This is a genomic window from Chthoniobacterales bacterium (genome assembly GCA_036569045.1).
In the GTDB taxonomy this organism is placed as follows: Bacteria; Verrucomicrobiota; Verrucomicrobiia; order Chthoniobacterales; family JAATET01; genus JAATET01.
Genome location: DATCRI010000037.1, coordinates 50643 through 70291, shown reverse-complemented (window position 1 = coordinate 70291; position 19649 = coordinate 50643). Strand labels below are relative to the sequence as shown.

16 protein-coding genes are annotated in these 19649 nt (G+C 64.1%); 5 read left to right on the top strand and 11 right to left on the bottom strand.

Translation table 11 applies throughout. The features are described 5' to 3' along the window. Window positions 1-1371 (bottom strand): ABC transporter ATP-binding protein (locus VIM61_07525; protein ID HEY8900245.1); only part of this gene is annotated, 1371 nt, incomplete at its 3' end. 266 nt (window positions 1372-1637) lie between these two features. On the opposite strand from VIM61_07525, the gene VIM61_07520 reads away from it, so the two are divergent. Together VIM61_07520 and VIM61_07515 are read left to right on the top strand one after the other, a co-directional pair. After that, window positions 1638-3104 carry an ammonium transporter gene (locus VIM61_07520; protein ID HEY8900244.1) on the top strand — a complete coding sequence of 489 codons (1467 nt, stop codon included), beginning with the start codon at window positions 1638-1640 and terminating at the stop codon, window positions 3102-3104. A gap of 32 nt (window positions 3105-3136) precedes the next feature. Next, complete coding sequence (locus VIM61_07515; protein HEY8900243.1) at window positions 3137-3475, top strand: P-II family nitrogen regulator; 339 nt, start codon at window positions 3137-3139, stop codon at window positions 3473-3475. A gap of 170 nt (window positions 3476-3645) precedes the next feature. Here VIM61_07515 and pdxA read toward each other — a convergent pair whose 3' ends face one another. Genes pdxA through VIM61_07480 form a run of 7 tightly spaced genes read right to left on the bottom strand, consistent with a single transcriptional unit; the run spans window position 3646 to window position 12981 of the window. Continuing rightward, the gene (gene pdxA / locus VIM61_07510) at window positions 3646-4509 is read right to left on the bottom strand and encodes a 4-hydroxythreonine-4-phosphate dehydrogenase PdxA (protein ID HEY8900242.1); all 864 of its coding nucleotides are present in this window, start codon (window positions 4507-4509) and stop codon (window positions 3646-3648) included. A gap of 21 nt (window positions 4510-4530) precedes the next feature. After that, on the bottom strand, window positions 4531-5520 hold the full coding sequence (locus tag VIM61_07505; GenBank protein HEY8900241.1) for a peptidyl-prolyl cis-trans isomerase: 990 nt from the start codon (window positions 5518-5520) through the stop codon (window positions 4531-4533). Further along, the gene (gene mfd / locus VIM61_07500) at window positions 5520-8636 is read right to left on the bottom strand and encodes a transcription-repair coupling factor (protein HEY8900240.1); all 3117 of its coding nucleotides are present in this window, start codon (window positions 8634-8636) and stop codon (window positions 5520-5522) included. Before mfd ends, VIM61_07505 begins: the two co-directional genes overlap by 1 nt. After that, window positions 8626-9378, bottom strand: a complete 753-nt coding sequence (locus VIM61_07495) for an aminotransferase class IV (protein HEY8900239.1) — start codon at window positions 9376-9378, stop codon at window positions 8626-8628. Before VIM61_07495 ends, mfd begins: the two co-directional genes overlap by 11 nt. Window positions 9379-9423: 45 nt before the next feature. After that, window positions 9424-10911: a sigma-54 dependent transcriptional regulator gene (locus tag VIM61_07490; GenBank protein HEY8900238.1), complete on the bottom strand. Its 1488-nt coding sequence runs from the start codon at window positions 10909-10911 to the stop codon at window positions 9424-9426. 36 nt (window positions 10912-10947) lie between these two features. Continuing rightward, window positions 10948-11706 (bottom strand): isoprenyl transferase, encoded by a 759-nt coding sequence (locus VIM61_07485; protein ID HEY8900237.1) that lies wholly within the window; start codon window positions 11704-11706, stop codon window positions 10948-10950. A 6-nt stretch (window positions 11707-11712) separates the two neighbouring features. After that, window positions 11713-12981, bottom strand: coding sequence for an adenylosuccinate synthase (locus tag VIM61_07480; protein HEY8900236.1), 1269 nt, complete (start codon window positions 12979-12981; stop codon window positions 11713-11715). Between the two features lie 149 nt (window positions 12982-13130). Between VIM61_07480 and VIM61_07475 the strand changes: the two genes are divergently transcribed. After that, the gene (locus VIM61_07475) at window positions 13131-13640 is read left to right on the top strand and encodes a hypothetical protein (protein ID HEY8900235.1); all 510 of its coding nucleotides are present in this window, start codon (window positions 13131-13133) and stop codon (window positions 13638-13640) included. A gap of 11 nt (window positions 13641-13651) precedes the next feature. Continuing rightward, the gene (locus VIM61_07470; protein ID HEY8900234.1) at window positions 13652-14242 is read left to right on the top strand and encodes a lipid-A-disaccharide synthase N-terminal domain-containing protein; all 591 of its coding nucleotides are present in this window, start codon (window positions 13652-13654) and stop codon (window positions 14240-14242) included. Window positions 14243-14542: 300 nt separating this feature from the next. Here VIM61_07470 and VIM61_07465 read toward each other — a convergent pair whose 3' ends face one another. The 3 genes from VIM61_07465 to VIM61_07455 are packed head-to-tail and all read right to left on the bottom strand — an operon-like array spanning window position 14543 to window position 18468. Further along, window positions 14543-15673 carry a glycosyltransferase family 4 protein gene (locus VIM61_07465; protein HEY8900233.1) on the bottom strand — a complete coding sequence of 377 codons (1131 nt, stop codon included), beginning with the start codon at window positions 15671-15673 and terminating at the stop codon, window positions 14543-14545. Beyond that, window positions 15670-17508: an asparagine synthase (glutamine-hydrolyzing) gene (gene asnB / locus VIM61_07460; GenBank protein ID HEY8900232.1), complete on the bottom strand. Its 1839-nt coding sequence runs from the start codon at window positions 17506-17508 to the stop codon at window positions 15670-15672. Before asnB ends, VIM61_07465 begins: the two co-directional genes overlap by 4 nt. Before the next feature lie 12 nt (window positions 17509-17520). Next, window positions 17521-18468, bottom strand: a complete 948-nt coding sequence (locus tag VIM61_07455) for a glycosyltransferase family 2 protein (protein ID HEY8900231.1) — start codon at window positions 18466-18468, stop codon at window positions 17521-17523. Window positions 18469-18730: 262 nt separating this feature from the next. Here VIM61_07455 and atpB point away from each other — a divergent pair, with 262 nt between their 5' ends. Next, on the top strand, window positions 18731-19576 hold the full coding sequence (atpB, locus tag VIM61_07450; GenBank protein ID HEY8900230.1) for a F0F1 ATP synthase subunit A: 846 nt from the start codon (window positions 18731-18733) through the stop codon (window positions 19574-19576). The last annotated feature ends 73 nt before the right edge of the window (window positions 19577-19649 follow it).

The following is a 19649-nucleotide window of genomic DNA, read 5'->3' as shown; positions in this document are numbered from 1 at the left end:
GTGGAGACCTTTCGGCAGGCGGCGGATGAAGTCGGCGGCGTTGGCGGCTTCGAGCACTTCCCACATTTCGTCTTCGGTGGCGCTGGCCTTGCCGACGCGCAGGTTCTCGGCGGTGGTGCCATTGAAGAGGAAGCTCTCCTGCGTGACCATCGCGGTGGCCTGGCGGAGTGCGGCGACCGGATATTCCTCGATCGGGCGGCCATCGAGAAGAATGCGCCCGCCGGTGCGCTCGTAGAAACGCGGGAGGAGGTTAACGAGGGAGGATTTGCCGGCGCCGGTGCTGCCGACGAGGGCGATCATCTGCCCGGGCGCGGCGTGGAGATCGATGTCACGGAGGACGGGCATGTCCGCCGCATAGGAGAAGGCGACGTCTTCATAGCGCACGTCGCCGCGAATCGGGCGGGCCTCTGTCGAGGACGACGCGGGACCGGTCGGCTCGGGCGCGGCATCCATGATCTCGAAGACGCGTTCGCCGGCGGCGCGGCCGGCCTGGAAAATCTGGTTGAGCGAATGAAGGCGGCCGATGGGTTCGTAAAGCAGCGGCGCGAGCACCATGAAGGCAAACAGGGCGCCGACGTCCATCCGACCGGTGAAAACTTCGTGTCCGCCGTAGCCAATGATGGCGACCGAGCCGCAGGCGGTGAGAAAGGTCATGGCGGGGTTGTAGATCGCCCAGGCGCGCATGACGACGAGGGTGGCGTCGGCGAGGCGGCGGCTGGCGCCGTTGAAGCGCGCATGCTCGGCCCTTTCGCTGGTGTAGGTCTTGATCTGGCGAATGCCCGACAGATTGTCGTGAAGAATGGCGTTCATGTCCGACGCGGCGCGGCGCTGTCCGCGATAACGATTTCGCGCGGTGAAGGTGTAGGCCGCGGCGCCGATGGCCAGCAGGGGAAGCGGAAGGGCGGCGACAAGGGTAAGGCCGGGGTTGTAGATGATCATCAGCACGCCCACGACGGCGATTTGCAGGACGGCGACCGTGCCCTGCTCGACCCCGTCGATGAGGACGCGCTCCACGGAGGTGACGTCCTCCACGAGACGCGTCATCACATCGCCGGTGGCGCGGTTGTCGAACCAGTGCAGCGGGAGACTCTGAATGTGCGCGTAGAGATCGCTGCGCAGGTCTAAAATCACCTTCTGCTCGAAGACATTGTTAAAAATGATTCGCAGGGCGTTCAGGAACCCCTGCGCGAGAAAGGCTGCAAACGCAGTGGCGATCAGCGGCGTGAGGAGGTCCGGTCGATTGCCGCGAATGGCGTCGTCGATGATGCGACGGGTTACGTCGGGAAAGACGACTACGGTGAGCGTCCCGATGATGGCGCATGTCATCGTGGCGGTTGCCAGGCCCGGGTAGCGGCGCAGGTAACGCAACATGCGAAGATTGGGATGAAGGGGGCGAGAGAGGGCGTTCGCCGGGGCCGCGGTCGGGGTCTGTCTGTTTTTTACCAAGAGGTTACGGGAAATGAGGATGGGGCGGTCGGTGGGCGGGAAAGTCGGTGGGAAAATGCGTTAAGTTGGCTGAATTCCGAGACTTCCATCATTGGCATGCCACTTGCTTTTTTGTTTCCGCCGCCACGGCAGCTCTGAGCGTCCCCGGCGGTTCATCCACATCCATAACCAACCCACAATTCAGCTATACCATGTTTATAAAAAGTCGAAAGTGGACGTCCCTGCTCGCTGCCGCGCTCATCGGCGCGACTGTGTGCGTCGGATCGTCCTGGGCCCAGGAAGACGCGACCGCGGCTCCTGCTCCTGTAGCGGCCACTCCGGCCACCCCTGAGCCCACCCTCGACCAGCGCGTGGCTGATATTGAAGCTTACTTCAATAACGCGGCCCGCACGCCTGATGTCGCTGGCAAGATCAACGTCCCTGGCCCGGGTCACAACGCCTGGCAGATGACCGCCGCGGCGCTCGTGTTGTTCATGACGCTCCCCGGTCTGGCGCTCTTCTATGGCGGCCTCGTCCGCTCGAAGAATGTCCTGTCCATCCTCGCGATGTGCCTGGGAATCACCGGCCTGGTGACGATCCTCTGGTATCTCTGCGGATACAGCCTCGCGTTCAATGGCGAGAGCCCCTACATCGGCGACTTCTCGGCCGCGTTCTTCAACGGGATCAAACCCGGCAACGTGGGCGCCGGCTGGTATTGGATCTCCGATGACGTCTGGGCGATGTTCCAGCTCACCTTCGCGATCATCACCCCGGCCCTTATCTTCGGGGCCACGGCTGAGCGCATGAAGTTCATCTCGATCCTGGTGTTCACCGCGCTCTGGATGTTCGCCGTTTATTTCCCGCTCGCCCACATGGTGTGGTCGGTGAAGGGCCTCATGGCTGGTATCGCGAATCCTGACGCCGCGATCAAGGCGATCGACTTCGCTGGCGGCACGGTGGTGCACATGTCCTCCGGCTGGTCTGCTCTCGTTCTCTGCCTCATCCTCGGCCCGCGCCTCGGTTTCGGCAAGGAGCCCATGCCCCCGCACTCGATGGTGCTCTGCATGGTCGGCACTGGCATGCTCTACGTCGGCTGGTTCGGCTTCAATGCCGGTTCTGCTCTTGGCGCAGACATGGTCGCCTCCAATGCCTTCGCGACCACGATGCTGGCTGCCGCCACCGGTGGTTTCGTCTGGGCCGTCATGGAATGGCTCTTCAAGGGCAAGCCCAGCGTGCTCGGCTTCTGCTCCGGCATCGTCGGCGGTCTCGTCGTGATCACTCCTGCGTGCGGTTTCGTCACTGCGACTGGCGCGATGATCATCGGTGTGGCAGCGGGCATTATCCCCTTCCTCGCGGTCACTTACATGAAGAAAATGCTCGGTTATGACGACGCGCTCGACACCTTCGGCGTCCACGGCGTCGGCGGCACCCTCGGGGCGATCATGACCGGTCTCCTCGCTTCGCCTGAAGCGAATTCCGTGATCACTCCCGAGCTCAAGGCGACCCTCATGGTCAGCCAGTTCAAGGCCATCGCCATCACCATCGTCCTGTCCGTCGTGGCGACTACGGTGATCGCGTTCCTCATCAAGTTCACGATCGGCCTGCGACCGATCCCCGAGGCGGAAAGCCAGGGGCTCGACGTTGCGGATCACGGCGAAGAGGGCTACATCCTCAACTAATTCAGCCGGGAGATCCTTAATACTCACAATCCATGAAAAAGATCGAAGCCATCATCAAGCCGTTCAAACTGGAAGAAGTCAAAGACGCGCTCGCCGACCTCGGGATCGAGGGAATGACGGTCAGCGAAGTCAAAGGCTTCGGCCGTCAGAAGGGCCACACGGAAATCTACCGCGGTAGCGAATACACGGTCGACTTCCTGCCGAAGATCAAGATCGAGGTTGTTCTCTCCGACTCTCTGCTCGAGAGCGCGACGGCAGCCATCGTGAAGGCCGCCAAGACCGGCAAGATCGGCGACGGCAAGGTGTTTGTCTCTCCCGTCGAGGAAGCGATCCGCATCCGCACCGACGAGACCGGCGAGAAGGCCGTTTAGGACGAAGAATCAGGGTTAAAAGGGAGTCATGTTGGGCGGTGGGGCGAAAGCCTCACCGCCCACATGCATTTTACGGACGGCGAGGTGAGTCGCGAAGCGTCCGGAGCGATTGAAGGGCGCGAGGAAAGCCTCGAAGGTGCTCCGCGTCCTCTGCGATCCCTGAGAAGAAATCAGCCGGCGAGCTCGGCCGCGAGGCGAATGGCCGCGACCATGCTGTCGGGTCGGGCGATGCCTTTTCCGGCGAGGGCGTAGGCGGTGCCGTGGTCGGGGCTCGTCCGCGGAAAGGGCAGGCCGAGGGTGACGTTCACGCCCGCGTCGAAGGCATGCAGTTTCAGGGGAATCAGGCCCTGGTCGTGATACATGCAAAGCACCGCGTCGAACTCCCCCGCGACGGCGCGAAAGAACACCGTGTCGGGCGGAAGCGGGCCCGTGAATGCGGCCTCGGGATGGCGTTTCGAAAGCGTGGTCACCGCCGGGGCAATGAGGTCGATTTCCTCGCGACCGATGTCTCCTTCCTCGCCGGCGTGCGGATTCAGACCGGCGATGGCGATCCGGGGCGATTTGACGCCGCGTTGGCGGAGGAAATCCGAGAGCAGCGAGCCGACCCGAACGATCTCGGGACTGGAAAGCAGAGCCGGCACGGCTTGCAACGGAACGTGAACGGTGACGAGTGCCACGGTGAGCGCGCCGCCGGTGAGGCACATGGCAAAATTCGACGTGTCGGTGCGATCCGCGAAGAACTCGGTCTGACCCGGAAAGTCGAAGCCGACGGCGTGCATCTGCCGCTTCGAGATCGGGCCGGTGACCACGGCGGCGAATTCCCCGGCGCGAGCCCGTGCGGCGGCCTCCTCCAGCGCGGCAAAGGCGGCACGGGCGCTGCGTTCGTCGGGCTGGCCCGGAGTGAAGCTGGATTCGTCGCCGATGACCTCGAAATCGCCGAGAGCGCGAACTTCCGGACGATCAAGGGCGGTGCGAATGACCTCCGGACCAATGCCGGCCGGGTCTCCCAGCGTAATCGCAATGCGGGGGGCCACGGCGGGGACGGGCGGAGCCTCCTAGGAGTAGATCTTGATGTAGGCGTTCTGGCGCAGGGTATCGAGCCAGCGCTCGAGTTCCTTCGTCTTCTCGGCCTGAATGAGATTCTGTTCGATCTCGTCGCGAACTTCGCCGATCGGCTTGGTCGACGCGTTCTTTCGGGCCTCGACCATCATGATGTAGTAGGAATTGCCGATTTGGATCACGTCGCTGATCTCGCCGGCGCGCAGGGCAAAGGCCTTGGCGGTGAGCTCTTCGCTGAGCTGTTTCGAGTCGATCCAGCCCCAATCGCCGTCCGCGGCCTGCGTGGTGGGATCCTCGGAATACATCTGGGCCATTCGACCAAACTCCGCCCCGGCGGCGAGCTTGGCGCGGATTTCCTTGGCCATTTCCTTCTTGCCGCCGGCGAGGCCGGTGTCGCTGTTGTCGTCCTCACGCAGCACGATCATGCGCAGCTTCACCTGCTCGGGCGTGGAGTAGTCGAGTTTGTGCTTGTCGTAGTAACTCTGGATCTGCGTGGGCGAGATGACAAAATCGTCCTTCACGTAGGTCTGCCGCATGGCCTGCACGATGAATTTGTCGCGCTCGATCTGCTTGAACTTCGTGACGGTGTAGCCCTGGCTCTTGAGCGTGCGGACGAAAGCCGAGCGGTCCCCGCCGAATTCCTCGCGGATGATGTCCTTCACGCGTTCGTCGATGACGTAGGCAGGAATGGTGGCGCCGTCTTTTTCCTTCTTCTTGAATTCCTGAAGGATGAGCTGGCGGTCGACGAGATCCTTGAGCGCGGAAAGGCGCATTTCCTTGATCTTGTTCTCCAGTTCCGTGCCCTGGTAGGCGCCGCGGAGGGCACGCTCTCGGGCGCCGATCATCTCGCGGACCTGCGAGTAGGTGATGACGTCGCCGTTGACCACCGCGGCGATGCCGTCGATGACCTCGCTTTGCTGAGCACGCAGCAGGGGAGCCGCCAGAAGGACGGCAAGGGCGGAGGCAAGGGCGGTAAGTCGGGTCATCACAAAAGCGGACGTTTTTGCAGAAACGTCAAAATCTCGCGCAACCTTATTTCCGGGGTTGGCGAAGTCAAGCGGGGGAACTTGCCCCCGAAGAGCAGGTAATCGCCCTTCTTTTTGAGCATGAGTTTGCCGTCGCGGGCCTCGACGCTCGGGATGCGCTTCGAGGCCGCCAGCAAGCGGATGGCCTGGAGGACGAGCAGGTTTTCCACGGCGGGAGGCAGGGGGCCGAAGCGGTCGCGCCATTCGTCGCGGAGACGATCGAGGGCGGCCTTGTCGGGGGCATCGGCGAGGCGGCGGTAGGCGTCGATGCGCGCGGGCGGGTCGGTGATGTAGCTGGTGGGCAGGAAGGCGGGCGCCTGGTCGCCGGTCGCGGCGAGGAATTCCGGCTCGTTCGTCACCAGAAAATCGAGGCGGACGTTCGCCGCGGCCCCGGAGCGGCCGGTCTCCCCCTTGAGCGTGGCGACGGATTTTTTGAGCAGGCGACAATACAGGTCGAACCCGACGGCGAGGATGTGGCCGCTCTGCGCGGTGCCGAGGATGTTGCCGGCGCCGCGAATCTCGAGGTCGCGCATGGCGATCTTGAAGCCGGCGCCGAGCTCGGAGTATTGGCGGATCGCCTGCACGCGCTTGCGGGCAATGCCGGTCGTCATGAGCTCGCGGGGCAGCATGAGGTAGGCGTAGGCCTTGTGATGCGAACGCCCGACGCGACCGCGGAGCTGGTAGAGATCGGCGAGACCGAAGCGGTCGGCGCGATCGATGATGATCGTGTTCGCGTTCGGGATATCGAGGCCGCTTTCGATGATCGTGGTCGAGACGAGCACGTCGAGTTCGCCGGCAATGAATTTCGCCATGATGGCTTCGAGTTCGTGCTCGTCCATCTGGCCGTGGCCGACGCCGACGCGCGCGCCGGGGCACAGCTCGCGAATGCGCAGGGCGAGCCGCTCGATCGTGGCGACGCGGTTGTGGAGGATGTAGGCTTGGCCGCCGCGCTGGAGTTCGCGCTGGAGGGCGTCGCGCATCACGCGTTCGTCGTAGGCGCAGATGATCGTCTCGACCGGCTGGCGATTCGGCGGCGGCGTCTCGATGAGCGACATGTCACGAGCGCCCATCAGCGCGAGGTAGAGCGTGCGCGGGATCGGTGTGGCCGAGAGTGTGAGGACGTCGACGAGGCGGAAGCGCTCCTTGAGGCGCTCCTTGTGCTTCACGCCAAAGCGCTGCTCCTCGTCCACGATGACGAGGCCGAGATTCTTGAAGACGACGTCTTCGCTGAGCAGGCGGTGCGTGCCGACGACGATATCCACGCCGCCGTCGAGCAGGCCCTTCACGGCGCGCGTCTGCTCGGCCTTCGTGCGGAAGCGATGCAGCGCCTCGACCGTGATCGGGTAGTCGCTCATGCGCTCCTTCAGCGTCTGGCAATGCTGCTGCGCGAGCACGGTCGTCGGAGCGAGGAAGGCCACCTGCTTGCCGCCCATCACGGCCTTGAACGCGGTGCGAATGGCCACCTCCGTCTTGCCAAAGCCGACGTCGCCGCAGATGAGACGGTCCATCGGGCGCGTGCCTTCCATGTCGGCTTTCGACTCGTCGATGGCGCGTGCCTGGTCCGCAGTCGTCGTGAAGACAAAGCTGCGTTCGAATTCCTGCTGCCAGTGCGTGTCGGGGCCGAAGGCGTGGCCGAGGCTGGTGTCGCGCTCGGCCTGCAGGCGCAGCATCGTCGTCGCGTATTCGAAGATCGAGCGCTCGACCTTGCTCTTCGCGCGCTGCCATTTTCCGTCGCCGAGTTCGCTGAGCGGCGGATTTTTTCGACCGAGGCCGACATAGCGCGAGACCTGCCACGCCTGCTCCAGCGGCACGAAGAGCCGGGATTCTTCGGCGAACTCGATGACGAGCTGGTCGCCGCCCTCCGCGGATTTTTCCATGCCGAGGTAGCGGCCGATGCCGTGCTCGAGATGCACAACGAGATCGCGCTCTTCGAACTCGGTGAAATCCATCGCCGCCCGCGACGCCATCGCGCGCTCGCGCCGCACGAGGACGCGGCGGGCCTTCTGGCTGGAACTGCGCCCAAAGAGCTCGGCATCGCTCAGGATTGCGAGCCGCGCGGCCGGGCAGGTGAAGCCGGCGGTGAGACTGCCCTGCAGATACTCCAGCACGCCGGGATCGAGGCCGTTCTCGCGAGCCAGTTCGCCAAAGCGCTCCCACTCGCCCTCGTTGTTGCAGACGAGCGCGACATGCCAGCCATCGGCGGCCCATTCCTGGATCTGGCGGAAGAAGCGCTGGCGCTTGGCTTCGTTGACCACGAAGTCGCCGGCCTCGAAGAAATCGATGCCGGGAGGAAACAGTGGGACGTCGCTTTCGCCGCCGTCAGTGAGGACGATCGCATCCGGCACGCCGTCGCAATCGATCGCGATGCGCGTGTCGTTTTTGCCGAAATACGTTTCGAGCGGCACGAGCTTCCTGTCGGGATCGCCGAGCAGGATGCCGCAGTGGTCGAGCGGACCGACGGAAATCTGGCTGTCGAGCTGGAACTCGCGAATGCTCTCGACCTCGTCGTCGAAGAGTTCGATGCGCACGGGCAGTGGGTGCTGCCACGAGTAAATATCGAGAATCCCGCCACGGCGCGCGAACTGGCCGCGCCCAAAAATTTTGGGAACTTCGTCGTAGCCGCCTTTGGCGAGCGTGGCCTCCGTAGCGGCGAGATCGATGCGCTGGCCTGGCGTGAACTTGAGCGCGTCGCGGCGAAATGTTTCCGGCGCGGCGACGCGGCCCTCCAGCTCGGAGCCCACGGCGACGATGACCTGCGCCTTTGCACCGCCCGCGAGTCGGCCGAGGATCTCGAGTCGCTCGGATAGGGTCTCGGGATCGGCAAGCACGTCCTCGTCCTCGCCGGTGCCGATTTTTTCGAGAGGAGGGAAGGCGGCCGCGCGGACGCCCCATGTGGCGAGGTCGGCGGCGATCTCTTCCTGGCGCCGGACGTCCGCGCAGAAGATCCAGGTGTGGCCGGTCGAACGGCCGACGAGCAGCGCGGCAACGGCGGATTGTGCGGCGGGGGCGACCGATTCGTAGCTTCGGCGCTCACCGAGAGCCGCCTCGAGCCGCGCGAGCAGGGCCTTAGCTGGCACGGAGAACCTCCGAGCGGTAGCGCTCCCACGTGGTGGTGACGAGCGGGTGATCCGGCAGTTCACGCCCGTCGATCACGGTGAGCGCGCAGAGCCCGAGGCGACTGTTCGTGAGGAAGGCGGCCTCGGCAGTGGCGAGATCGGCGCGGGTGAGATCGGCCTCGATGCCAACGGTCCACGCCCGCACCACTCCGCGGCGCACGGGATGGCGCGGGGTCAGCAAATTGCCATCGCGCACGAGGAAGAGATTGGCCATCGCTCCGCCGAGCAGGGTTCCGTTGGGAGCGCAAAGAATGGCCTCGTCGCCGCTGGCGGGGCGCGCAAGAAAGTGCGGCCAGTAGTTGCCGGTCTTGCCGAACGGCGTCGCGGGCGTGAAGGCCACGGTGACGGCGCGAGCGCGGGAGAGTTCGGTCGGGATGGGCATGGCCTCGAAGAGCAGGGCTACCCGGGATTCGTCGCCGTCGCGGTCTCCGGCGGTGCCATAAATGCGGGCCACGCCCTCGGAAACTGCCGGGCGCAGGAGGGCATCGCGGGCCGCCTCCGACCAATCCGCAGGGACGCGAAAGCCGGCGGCGTGAAACGAGGCCGCCAGCGTCGCGAGATGGGCGTCGAGCAGGAGTGGGCGGCCGGCGCGGATGCCAACCGTCTCGAAGACGGACATCCCGTAGCGGAATCCGCGATCGGTCAGCGGAATGCCGTCGGCGGGTTCGAAACGTCCGCCGGCGAGGAGGAAGGTCGGCGGCATGCGAAACGGGGGAGGCCGCGCCGGAGCGCGCCTCCCGGTCAGCGGTTAGTCGTCGTCCTCGTCGCCCGGTCCGAGCTGGCCGTTGCGCTCGAGGCGCTTGCGGAGCGTGGCGCGGGTGATGCCGAGCAGGCGGGCGGCCTGCACCTGGTTGTTGCCGGTGCGTTCCATCGCCTTGAAGGTGAACTCGCGCTCGAGCCACGGGAGAAGCTGGATGGCCTCGTCGGTGGCGGCGGCGTCGAAGAGCGTGTCGATCGCCGCGTCGATCGTGAGCGGCGAGGTGGGCACGCTCGCGAAGGTATCGACGGGAAGGGCGGCCGCGGGAGCGATGGTCTCGGGCATGCCGCGATCGACCGGGGCGACCTGGCCAAGCGGAATGTCCTTCGGAAGCAGGACGTCGTTCGTGGCGAGCACGGCGGCGCGCTGCATGGTGTTCTCGAGTTCGCGGACGTTGCCCGGCCACGGATAGGCCTCGAGCGCGCGCACGGCTTCTTCGCTGAGCTGGAGGAGCGGGCGGTGGCGGGAGTTTGCGATCTTCTGGAGAAAGTATTCCGCAAGCAGCTGGATGTCCTCCTTGCGCACGCGAAGCGGCGGAAGGTGGATACGGACGACGTTCAGGCGGTAGAACAAATCCTCGCGGAAGGTGCGCTTGAGGATCTCGTCCTCGAGGTTCTTGTTCGTCGCGCAGACGATGCGGACGTCGGTGTGAATGGTCTCGTTGCCGCCGACGCGGGAGAATTCCCCCTCCTGCAGCACGCGGAGAAGTTTGCTCTGCGTGGCGAGCGGCATTTCGCCGATTTCATCGAGGAAGAGCGTGCCCTTGTCGCATTGCTCGAAGCGGCCGATGCGCTGGCTGTGCGCGCCGGTGAAGGCGCCGCGCTCGTGGCCGAAGAGCTCGCTTTCGAGGAGATTCTCGGGGATGGCTGCGCAGTTGATCGCGAGAAACGCCCGGTCGCTGCGATGGCTGTAATGGTGCACGGCGCGGGCGACGAGTTCCTTGCCGCTGCCGCTTTCGCCGGTGATCATGATCGGCGCCTCGCTGGCGGCGACGCGGCCGATCATCTTGAAGACCTGCTGCATCGCCTCGCTCTTGCCGACGATCTCATCCTTGTGCTCGTCGACGGTGAGGACGGGCTTGAACGGCGAGGCGGCCTGCATTTCCGCGCGTTCCTTGAGCGCGGAGTCCACCACGAGCTTGATGCTGAAGGGGAGCTGCTCCTTGCGCACGAAATCGAAGGCGCCGAGCTTCATGCTCTCGATCACGCCCTGGTTGCTGCCGAAGGCGCTCGTGATGATGACCATGGCGTTCGGCGAGGTCTTGCGGATGCGGGCCAGGAGTTCGAGACCGCTGGAGGGATGCAAATGCATCTCGCAGAGCACGAGATCGGGATTCTCGATTCCAAATGTCTTGAACGCGGTGTCGGAGGCAGTCTCCGTCACGACGCGCACATTTGGATTCTCGAGCTGGTGCTTGGCCCACTCGAGAAAATCGGAGTCGCGATCCACGATGAGGATGGTCTGTTTGGCTTTGGACATCGGAGGTCGGTGCGGTGTGGTGGCGGGGTCGGGTAATCAGATGCCACCGTAGCGGCGGTGGCGTTTGTTGTAGTCTTCGATGGCGGCAAACAAATCCGCCTTCGAAAATTCGGGCCAGAGCTTCGGCGTGACGTGGATCTCGGTGTAGCTGAGCTGCCAGAGCAGGAAGTTCGAGAGCCGCAGCTCGCCGGAGGTGCGGATGAGCAGATCGGGATCGGGCACGCCGCGCGTGTAGAGATGCGCGCTGATGAGCTCGGGCGTGACGTCGGCTTCGGAGATTGTGCCGGCCTTTGCGCCGTGGACGATCGTGCGCACGGCGTCGACGATTTCCGCGCGGCCGCTGTAGCTAAGCGCGAGCGTGAGGATGAGCTTCGAGTTGCCGGCCGTGGCGTCGATCGTGCGTTGCAGGCGCTTGCGGCAGGGGCCGGGAAGTTCGTCGAGGCGGCCGATGGCGCGGAGCTGGACGTCTTTTTCGACCATCTCCTGCGTCTTCTGCTCGAGGAAGCGCTCGAGCAGCAGCATCAGGCCCTGCACTTCGGCGGCCGGGCGCTTCCAGTTCTCGGAAGAAAATGCGTAGAGCGTGAGATACTCGACACCGGCGTCGCGGCAGCCCTCGACGCATTCGCCGACGGACTTGCTGCCCTGTTCGTGGCCCTTGATGCGGGGCAACCCGCGGCTCTGCGCCCAGCGGCCGTTGCCGTCCATGATGACCGCAACGTGACGAGGTGCCGGCCCCGCGGGCGCGGAGAGATTCTGGATCTTCGATTGGGGATGTTCGATTTCCAAAGTCTCCACAAGGTCCTACAGGCGAATGGTTTGGTCGCGTCCGGGGCCGACGCTCACGATCGAGAGATTCGTGCCGATGAGTTCGGCGAGCTTCTCGACGTAACGGCGGGCATTCTCCGGAAGTTCGGCGTATTTCGCGATGTGGTCGGTTGGCGTCATCCAGCCGGGCATCTCGGTGTAAACGGGCACGCAGCGCTCGACTTCGTCGCACTGGGTGGGCAGGACGGTGATCTTCTTGCCGTCCAGCTTGTAGGCGGTGCAAATCCGGATCTTTTCGACGCCATCGAGGCCGTCGAGGTTCGTGATGGCAAGCTGGTCGATGCCGTTGACCATGTTCGCGTAGCGCACGGCGACGGCGTCGAACCACCCGCAGCGGCGGGCGCGGCCGGTCGTGGCGCCGAATTCGCGGCCCATCTCGTGCAGACGATCACCGAGGGCGTCGTCCTCAGTCGGGAACGGACCTTCGCCGACGCGGGTCGTGTAGGCCTTGATGACGCCCATCACGGTATCCATGCGGTGGGGAGGCACGCCGGAGCCGGTGCAGGCACCGCCGGCCGTCGTATTCGAGCTGGTGACAAAAGGATACGTGCCGTGGTCGATATCGAGGAACGTGCCCTGGGCACCCTCGAAGAGCATCTTTTTGCCCTTCGCGATGGCGTCGTGGAGATAGACCACGGTGTTCGTCACGAACGGGCGGAGCACTTCGGCGGCGGCGAGGTAGTCGGCCTCCACTTTCTTCGCATTCACCGGCTTTCCGCCGAGGCTCTTGAGGACGGCGTTGTTCTCCTTGATGCGGGCCTTCAGCTTCGTCTTGAAAAGCTCGGTGTTCATCAAATCAGCGAGGCGGATGCCCGTGCGGGCGGCCTTGTCGCCGTAGGCCGGGCCGATGCCGCGCTTCGTCGTGCCGATCTTGTTCTTGCCCTTGAGCACTTCGCGCTGCTCATCGAGCGCGCGGTGGTAGGGCATCACGAGGTGGGCGCCGCCGCTGATAAAAAGATTCTTGCCCACTTTGATGCCGCGATCGCGCAGGCCTTGGATCTCACCGACGAGCGCGACGGGGTCGAGCACGACACCATTGCCAATCACGCAGGTCTTCCCCTTGCGCAGAATGCCCGAGGGAATGAGGTGCAGGACGTATTTCTCGCCGCCGAGCACAATGGTGTGGCCGGCGTTATTCCCGCCCTGACTGCGGACGACGATATCGGCCTCATCGGTCAGAAAATCGATGATTTTACCTTTGCCTTCGTCGCCCCATTGAGCGCCTACGAGAATGGTGTTTGCCATATGACTACTGTCGAAATTTTTACAGAATAAGAGGCTTGCGGGGGTGCAAGCCTGTTCGGAATTGCTCACATTCGGGCGTTCGACAGAGAGACACAAGAATAAATCGAACGGTTTGACGGGACCGGGAAAGAAAGGCACGATGTGCGCCTGTGAACGACGCGCAACGGATCGCCAAAGTCGGCGCTTACCTCGCCCGCGCCACCCGGTTGCATTGCCCGGTGTGCGGGCGGACGCCGATTTTTCCGCGCGCCCTGTCCATCCGCCGCGTCGTCGACTGGTTCATGCCATTCGACGGCTGCCCGCGGTGCGGATACGCTTTCGAGCGCGAGCCCGGCTACTTCCTGATGACGATGTGGGCGGTGAATTCGGGGTTCGCGAGTCTGCTCGGATTGCTCTTGTATTGCGGGCTCGAGATGGCGTTCGATTTTTCGCTGTTGCTCGAGGCTGGTATCGTCGCGGTGGCGATCGGTGTCTTCAACGTCCTGTTTGCCCGTCACGCGAAGGCCTACTTCATCGCCGTCGATCACTTGCTCGATCCTCACGAGCGAGGCGGCGGCGACGATCGGGGAAACCAGCGCCTCCGCCCGCGCCCCCAGGCTCCGGGTCCGTCCTGGCCGGATTCCCCCGAGCCTTGCGAAACGATGCCGTCGGTGCGATAAGCGCCGGCCTTATGTGCGTCTCTTGGAAGTGGCTGGCGGCCGTCGCGGTGGTGATTTCTCTCGCCGCGTGCGAGCAACGTTCTTCCGAACTCGACCACATTGGCCGTCCGGTGGATGGCACCAGCTATTCGGACTCGGCGAATAGCATCAAAGCGGGCCTGCCGGGCGCCCGCGACGAGGTCAGGCTCGTTCGCCTGCCCGACGGCTCGGTCGGCTATCTCGTCCAGCGGCTCGGCGCGGGCACCGATCGCCTGCTGACCGCCGGCGAATTTTCCGAGCTCGTTTACAGCGCCCGTAACGGTCGCGGCTGGCTCGCGCGTTTGCTGAACATCACGAGCCCGACGGGCATCGCCTGGGTCATGATCGGCATTCTGGGGCAGCTCATCTTCACCGGCCGCATGCTCGTGCAGTGGGTCGCGAGCGAGAAATCCCGCCGCTCGGTGGTGCCCGTCGCCTTCTGGTGGATGAGCCTCGGTGGCGCCGTGATGCTCGTGATCTATTTCGTGTGGCGACGCGACATCGTCGGCGTCGTCGGCCAGGGCACCGGGCTCTTTATCTACGCGCGAAATCTCATGCTCATCCGCAAGTCCCGCGGGTCGTGAGGAGGAACGAGGGGATTCGAAAATCCAAGAGGCTTATGGTGAGTTAGGTAACGAAATGGGCAATCGCATGCTCCTTGTTCGAGCACTCCCTCCTGTCGGTCTCTGCTGGAGAATACTCGGGCACCGTCATCCCCCGGAAAGCGGAACCTCTGCTTTCGGAACGGCACCAATCTCCTGTTCAGCTATTCGGTGGAGAGGAAGGGCAAGTAAGCACGCGCCTCTGCAAAAACCATTCTCGAGATCGAACGCGCCCGGAGTTTTTCGGGCGTGTCTTCGCATTCAGGAATCGTGTTGTCGCACTCAGCGAGTGACGCCGTGCAGGATCGCCTCGTAGTGGTCGACTGCGGTCTCGAGGTTGAAAGGCAGGGCGCGTTGGGAGGAGGCTTGTCGTAGCGAACGAAGTTGTGCGGGATTCGAGAGAATCTCGCGCAGCGCGCCGGCGAATGATTCCGGCGTGAGGTCGCAGAGGGTGCCGTTGACGCCGTCCTCGACGACATCGGTGACGCCGCCGATGCGGCTGGAAATGATCGCGAGGCCCTGGTCGAGCGCCTCGATGGCCGCCATGGGCAGGCCTTCGCTCAGCGAAGTGATGAGCAGGGTGTCCGCCTGGGACATTTCCGCGGCGACGATGGTCGAGTCGAGCCATCCGAGGTAACGCACCTGCGATTCGAGGCCCCGGGCCCGGGTTTCGATTTCCATCTCAGATCGAAGAGGTCCATCGCCGATGACGTGGAGTTCCCAAGGCAGGTCTGCCACGAGGGCGAGGGCCTGGATCGTGAGGCGAGGATTCTTCTGCACGCTCAGACGGCCAACGAAGAGTAGACGCGGGGGCGAGTGGGCGACGATTTTCGGCCGCGGCCCGAGGGTGATGCCGTTGAGCACGACAATCGGCCGGCGACCGTAGGCGCGCTCGGCGAGGTCCGCGACGAAGGTGCTCACGGCGGTGATTTCGGCGGCGCGTTTCCAGATCGGCCGGGTGAACGGCTGCACGAGGCGGAAAAGTCCCGCGGTCTGCTCCGGCACGCCGCCGGGCACGTCGCCGAGATGCGCGGTGAGCACGTAGGGCGTCCCCGTGAAAAGCGAGAGGGCCCAGGCGAGTGCACCGGTCGGGACGGCGAAATGCGCGTGGATGACGTGCGGCCGCCATTCGCGAATGTGCCGCAGCGCCGGGAGGAAGCTCGTCGCGAGATACAGGGCCATCTCGGGCACGGTGCAGGTGTCCTCGCGTTTGCGGAACGACTGCGCGCGAAAAATCTCAACGCCGTCGACGGTTTCGTGCTCCGGGAGATGGCGCAGGCCGGCTGTCTGCACGCGCACGGCGTGTCCGCGCTGAACGAGGCTGGCATTGATGCGGTGCGCGATGCGGCCGCCGCCGCCTCCGACGGGCGGGTATTCGTAATTCAGGCAGAGAATGCGCAGGGGCTCGCTCATGGCAGCCGGCGCGATTTCCATTCCTCGAAGACATGCTCGCACCACAAGAAGAGGCGGTCGTCGACTTTGCCGGCGAGGTGGGCGGCGGAGCGCTTGCGCACGAAGGGGGACGCGTCCCTCACGGCCAGCCGGCCGGTGCGGAACCACGGCCCGATGGGCGAACCGAAGCCCTTTTTCTTGCGATGAATGATCTCCGGCGGCAGCACGCGGGCGGCGGCGCGCTTGAGCAGAAACTTCGTGGTGTTGCCGCGGAGCTTGTAGCTGGACGGAAGTCGGCGCGCGAAGTCGGCGACTTCGATGTCGAGGAGGGGGGCGCGGGCCTCGAGGCTGTTCATCATGGTGGCGCGATCGACCTTCGGGAGAATGCCGTCCTGCAGATAAATCTTCGTGTAGAACTGGAGGGTGCGGGCGACAACATCCGTTTGCGGACAGGCGTCCCAGGCCTCGATGGCTTCGCTGTAGAGTTCCTCGGGATCGATCGGGCCGCCGAGGAACTCGCGGATCTCGCCGGGCTCGAGCGCGCCGAGCCAGACGGGATTCCATTGCGAGGGAGGATGACTGAGTCCGCGGAGGGTGCGCTTGATCTTGAAATCGAGGCTGATGTTCGCGTGCGAGACGGGAAGCTGCGCGGCGAGCAGGCGGATGGCGAGATGGACCGGCCGGGGCACGTGTTTCGCGTAGCTTTCGGCCTTGCGAAGCGCGAGGAAGGGATCGTAGCCGGCGAAAAGCTCGTCGCCGCCGTCGCCGCCGAGCGCGACCGTGACGTGGCGCCGGGTGAAGCGGCTGAGCAGCCACGTCGGGAGCAGGGAGCCGTCGCCCTGGGGCTCGTCGAGTTTCGCAAAAATCTCGGGGAGCACCTCGAGGGCGCGGTCGAGGTCGAGGACCTCGGTCTGGTGATTCGTGCCGAGCAGCCCGGCGACCTTGTTGGCCCACGAGAGCTCGTCGAACGACGCCTCGGTGAAACCGATGCTGAACGTGCGGAGCGAGCCGGCGGGCACGTGGCGCGTGGCCAGCGCGGCGACCAGCGAGGAGTCGATGCCGCCGCTGAGGAAGATGCCGAGCGGCACGTCGGCCATGAGGCGGCGCTGCACGGCGCGGTCCACGAGTTCGAGAAGTTCGTCGGCGAGCGCGTCGTCGGATTTTCCGGGATCGGCAGGCTCGAGGACGAGGTCCCAGTATTTCGTGACGCGCGGCGCGGCCTCACGGAGATCGAACGTGAGATTGTGGCCGGCGGGGAGTTTCCAGACTCGCTCCAGGATCGAATGCGGCGCGGGAATCAGCGCGTAGGCGAAGAATTTTCGCCGCGCGATTGCGGAGAGCGAACGCGGGCAGGCGGGGTGGGCCTGGAGGGCCGTGAGTTCCGAGGCGAAGGCAAACGTGCCGCCTTCCTGGAACCAATACAGCGGCTTCTTGCCGAAGCGGTCGCGACTGAGCAGTAGCCGGCCGGCGGCGCGATCGTAGAGCGCGAAGGCCCACATGCCATTGAGGCGCGTGACGAAGTCGTCGCCCCATTCGCGGTAGCCGTGGAGCAGGACTTCGGTGTCGGAGTGGTCCGTCTCGAAGACACAGCCGCGAGCCTTGAGCTGCTCGCGGAGCTCGACGTGGTTGTAGATCTCGCCGTTGAAGATGATCTGGAGCGCGCCGTCGGCGGTCGCCATGGGCTGCCCGCCTCCCGAGAGATCGACGATGGCGAGGCGGCGATGGCCGAGGTGCACGGCGGTGGCTTCCTCGATCCAGTGCCCATCGGCGTCCGGCCCGCGGTGGGCGATGGCGCGCGTCATGCGCTCGAGATCGCGACGATCCCCGCGTCCGACGAATCCGGCTAGGCCGCACATGAGGCAGGGCGCTTATTCCGCGTCCAGATTCCGGCTGGCGCGGACGAGGTAGATGCGCTTGCCTTGCGACTCGTAGAAAGTGCGGGTGATCATTTCCGCGAGCAGGCCCATGAGGACGCAGAGCACGCCGGTCATGAACGTGAACGTCGTCATGAGCGGGAGCGGCGTGGTGATGAAGGGCTTGCCGTCGAAGATGTTCAACACAAGGGCCCACAGGGCGAATGCCGCGGAGATCGCGATCATGATGAACCCGATCATGCCGAAGACATACATCGGCTTCTGCGCGTGGCGGTCGAGAAACTTCACGACCATGAGGTCGAGCAGCACCTTGAGAATGCGCTCGAGGCCGTATTTCGATTTGCCGGCGCGGCGGGCGAAATGGCCGACCACCACCTCGGTGATCTTCGCGCCATGCCACATCGTGTAAACGGGCAGGAAGCGGTGCATCTCGCCGTAGAGGCGCACGCCCTCGATGACTTCGCGGCGGTAGGCCTTCAGCGAGCAGCCGAAGTCCTGCAGCTTCACGCCGGAGACGAAGGCGATGAGCTTGTTGGCCATGATGCTCGGCAGGTTGCGCTTGATGGCATTGTCCTGCCGATCGCGCCGCCAGCCAGAGACGACGTCGTAACCTTCGTCGAGCTTGGCGAGCATCTTCGGAATATCCTCCGGATCGTTCTGATAATCGCCGTCCATCGGAATGATCACGTCGCCGCGGGCGTAGTCGAAGCCGGCCATCATCGCTGCAGTCTGGCCGAAATTGCGGCGGAAATGGAGCACGCGCACGTGAGGATCACCGGCCGCGACGGCGTCGAGTTCCTCCTCGCTGCCATCCTTGCTGCCGTCGTTGATGAAAAGAATTTCCCAGGGCCGGCCAACCTTCTTCAGGACTTCCGCCGTCTTCTCGTAAAGCAGGCGGATCGTCTCGCGTTCGTTGTAAATCGGGATAATGACAGACAGCATTCCCTTGCACGGATAATGGCTCGGCGCAGGCGAGACAATGGTTTAGTGCGAAGGCGGACCGCCCCACGCGAGGCGGAGGGGTGAGCTTGTGAAATATTTCACAAAAGGGCTTGTCACCGCGGCGCGTGGCATTCAGTTTTCCGGCTCGGCGCGCCTTCCCCGTCCGGCGTCGCCCGTGCCGCTGTCGATGATTGCTTTCGCTGGCCGGTAATCGGGCTTTGCGACTTCGGGAGGCGGCTAATTTCACCCATTGACTTTCTGTATGCTTCTCGCCTCCGTCGTTCCGCTCAATGCCGAGCCGATCCTGCATGGATCGACGGTTCCCTTTGCGCAGTGGTTGACGAATTCCATTCTCGTCACGGCCATCGTGATCGTGGCGATCGTGGCCTTTGCCCGTAAGGCCACGAAACAGATGACGATCGTCCCAACCGGGCGGCAGAATTTCTTCGAGGCCCTCATCGAGGGACTCTACACGATGCTCGAGAGCATCGTGGGCCGCCACATGATCGCGAAAACCTTCAGTTTCCTCGCGTCGCTCTTTATTTTCATCCTCGTCTCGAATTGGTTCAGCCTCCTGCCGGGAGTCGGTTCCATCGGCTGGGGCGAGGGGAAACACTGGTGGGCGCTGGACGTTCACGAACCCATCCTGCGCCCCGCTACGGCGGATCTGAACATGACGCTCGGCCTTGCCGCGCTGGCGATGATTCTCTGGCTCGTCTGGAGCATTCAGGAAGTGGGCATTGGAGGATTGCTGCACCACATTTTCGGTCCCAAGGGCGGAATGACCGGCCTGATGGGCAAGGTGCTCGTGCCTGTATTTTTCCTCATCGGCATTCTCGAAGTGGTCTCCATCGCCACACGTCCAATCTCTCTCTCTCTGCGACTTTTTGGAAACATTTACGCGGGCGAAAACATCCTCGGAATGATGATGAGCATCGGCAAGGAGTTCCATTTGCCGGATTTTGGCGTGTATCTGCTGAGCGTGATCGTTCCGATCCCTTTTTACGGCCTCGAGCTCATGGTCGGTCTCCTGCAGGCCTTCGTTTTCATGCTCCTCTGCGCGGTTTACCTCCAGCTCTCCACCAGTCACGAGGACGAGGCGCATTGATCCAATTTTCCCGCCGGGACCGTGCTGGTATGCGGGCGGCGGGATCAACCAAACCCAAAACAAGACACATCAC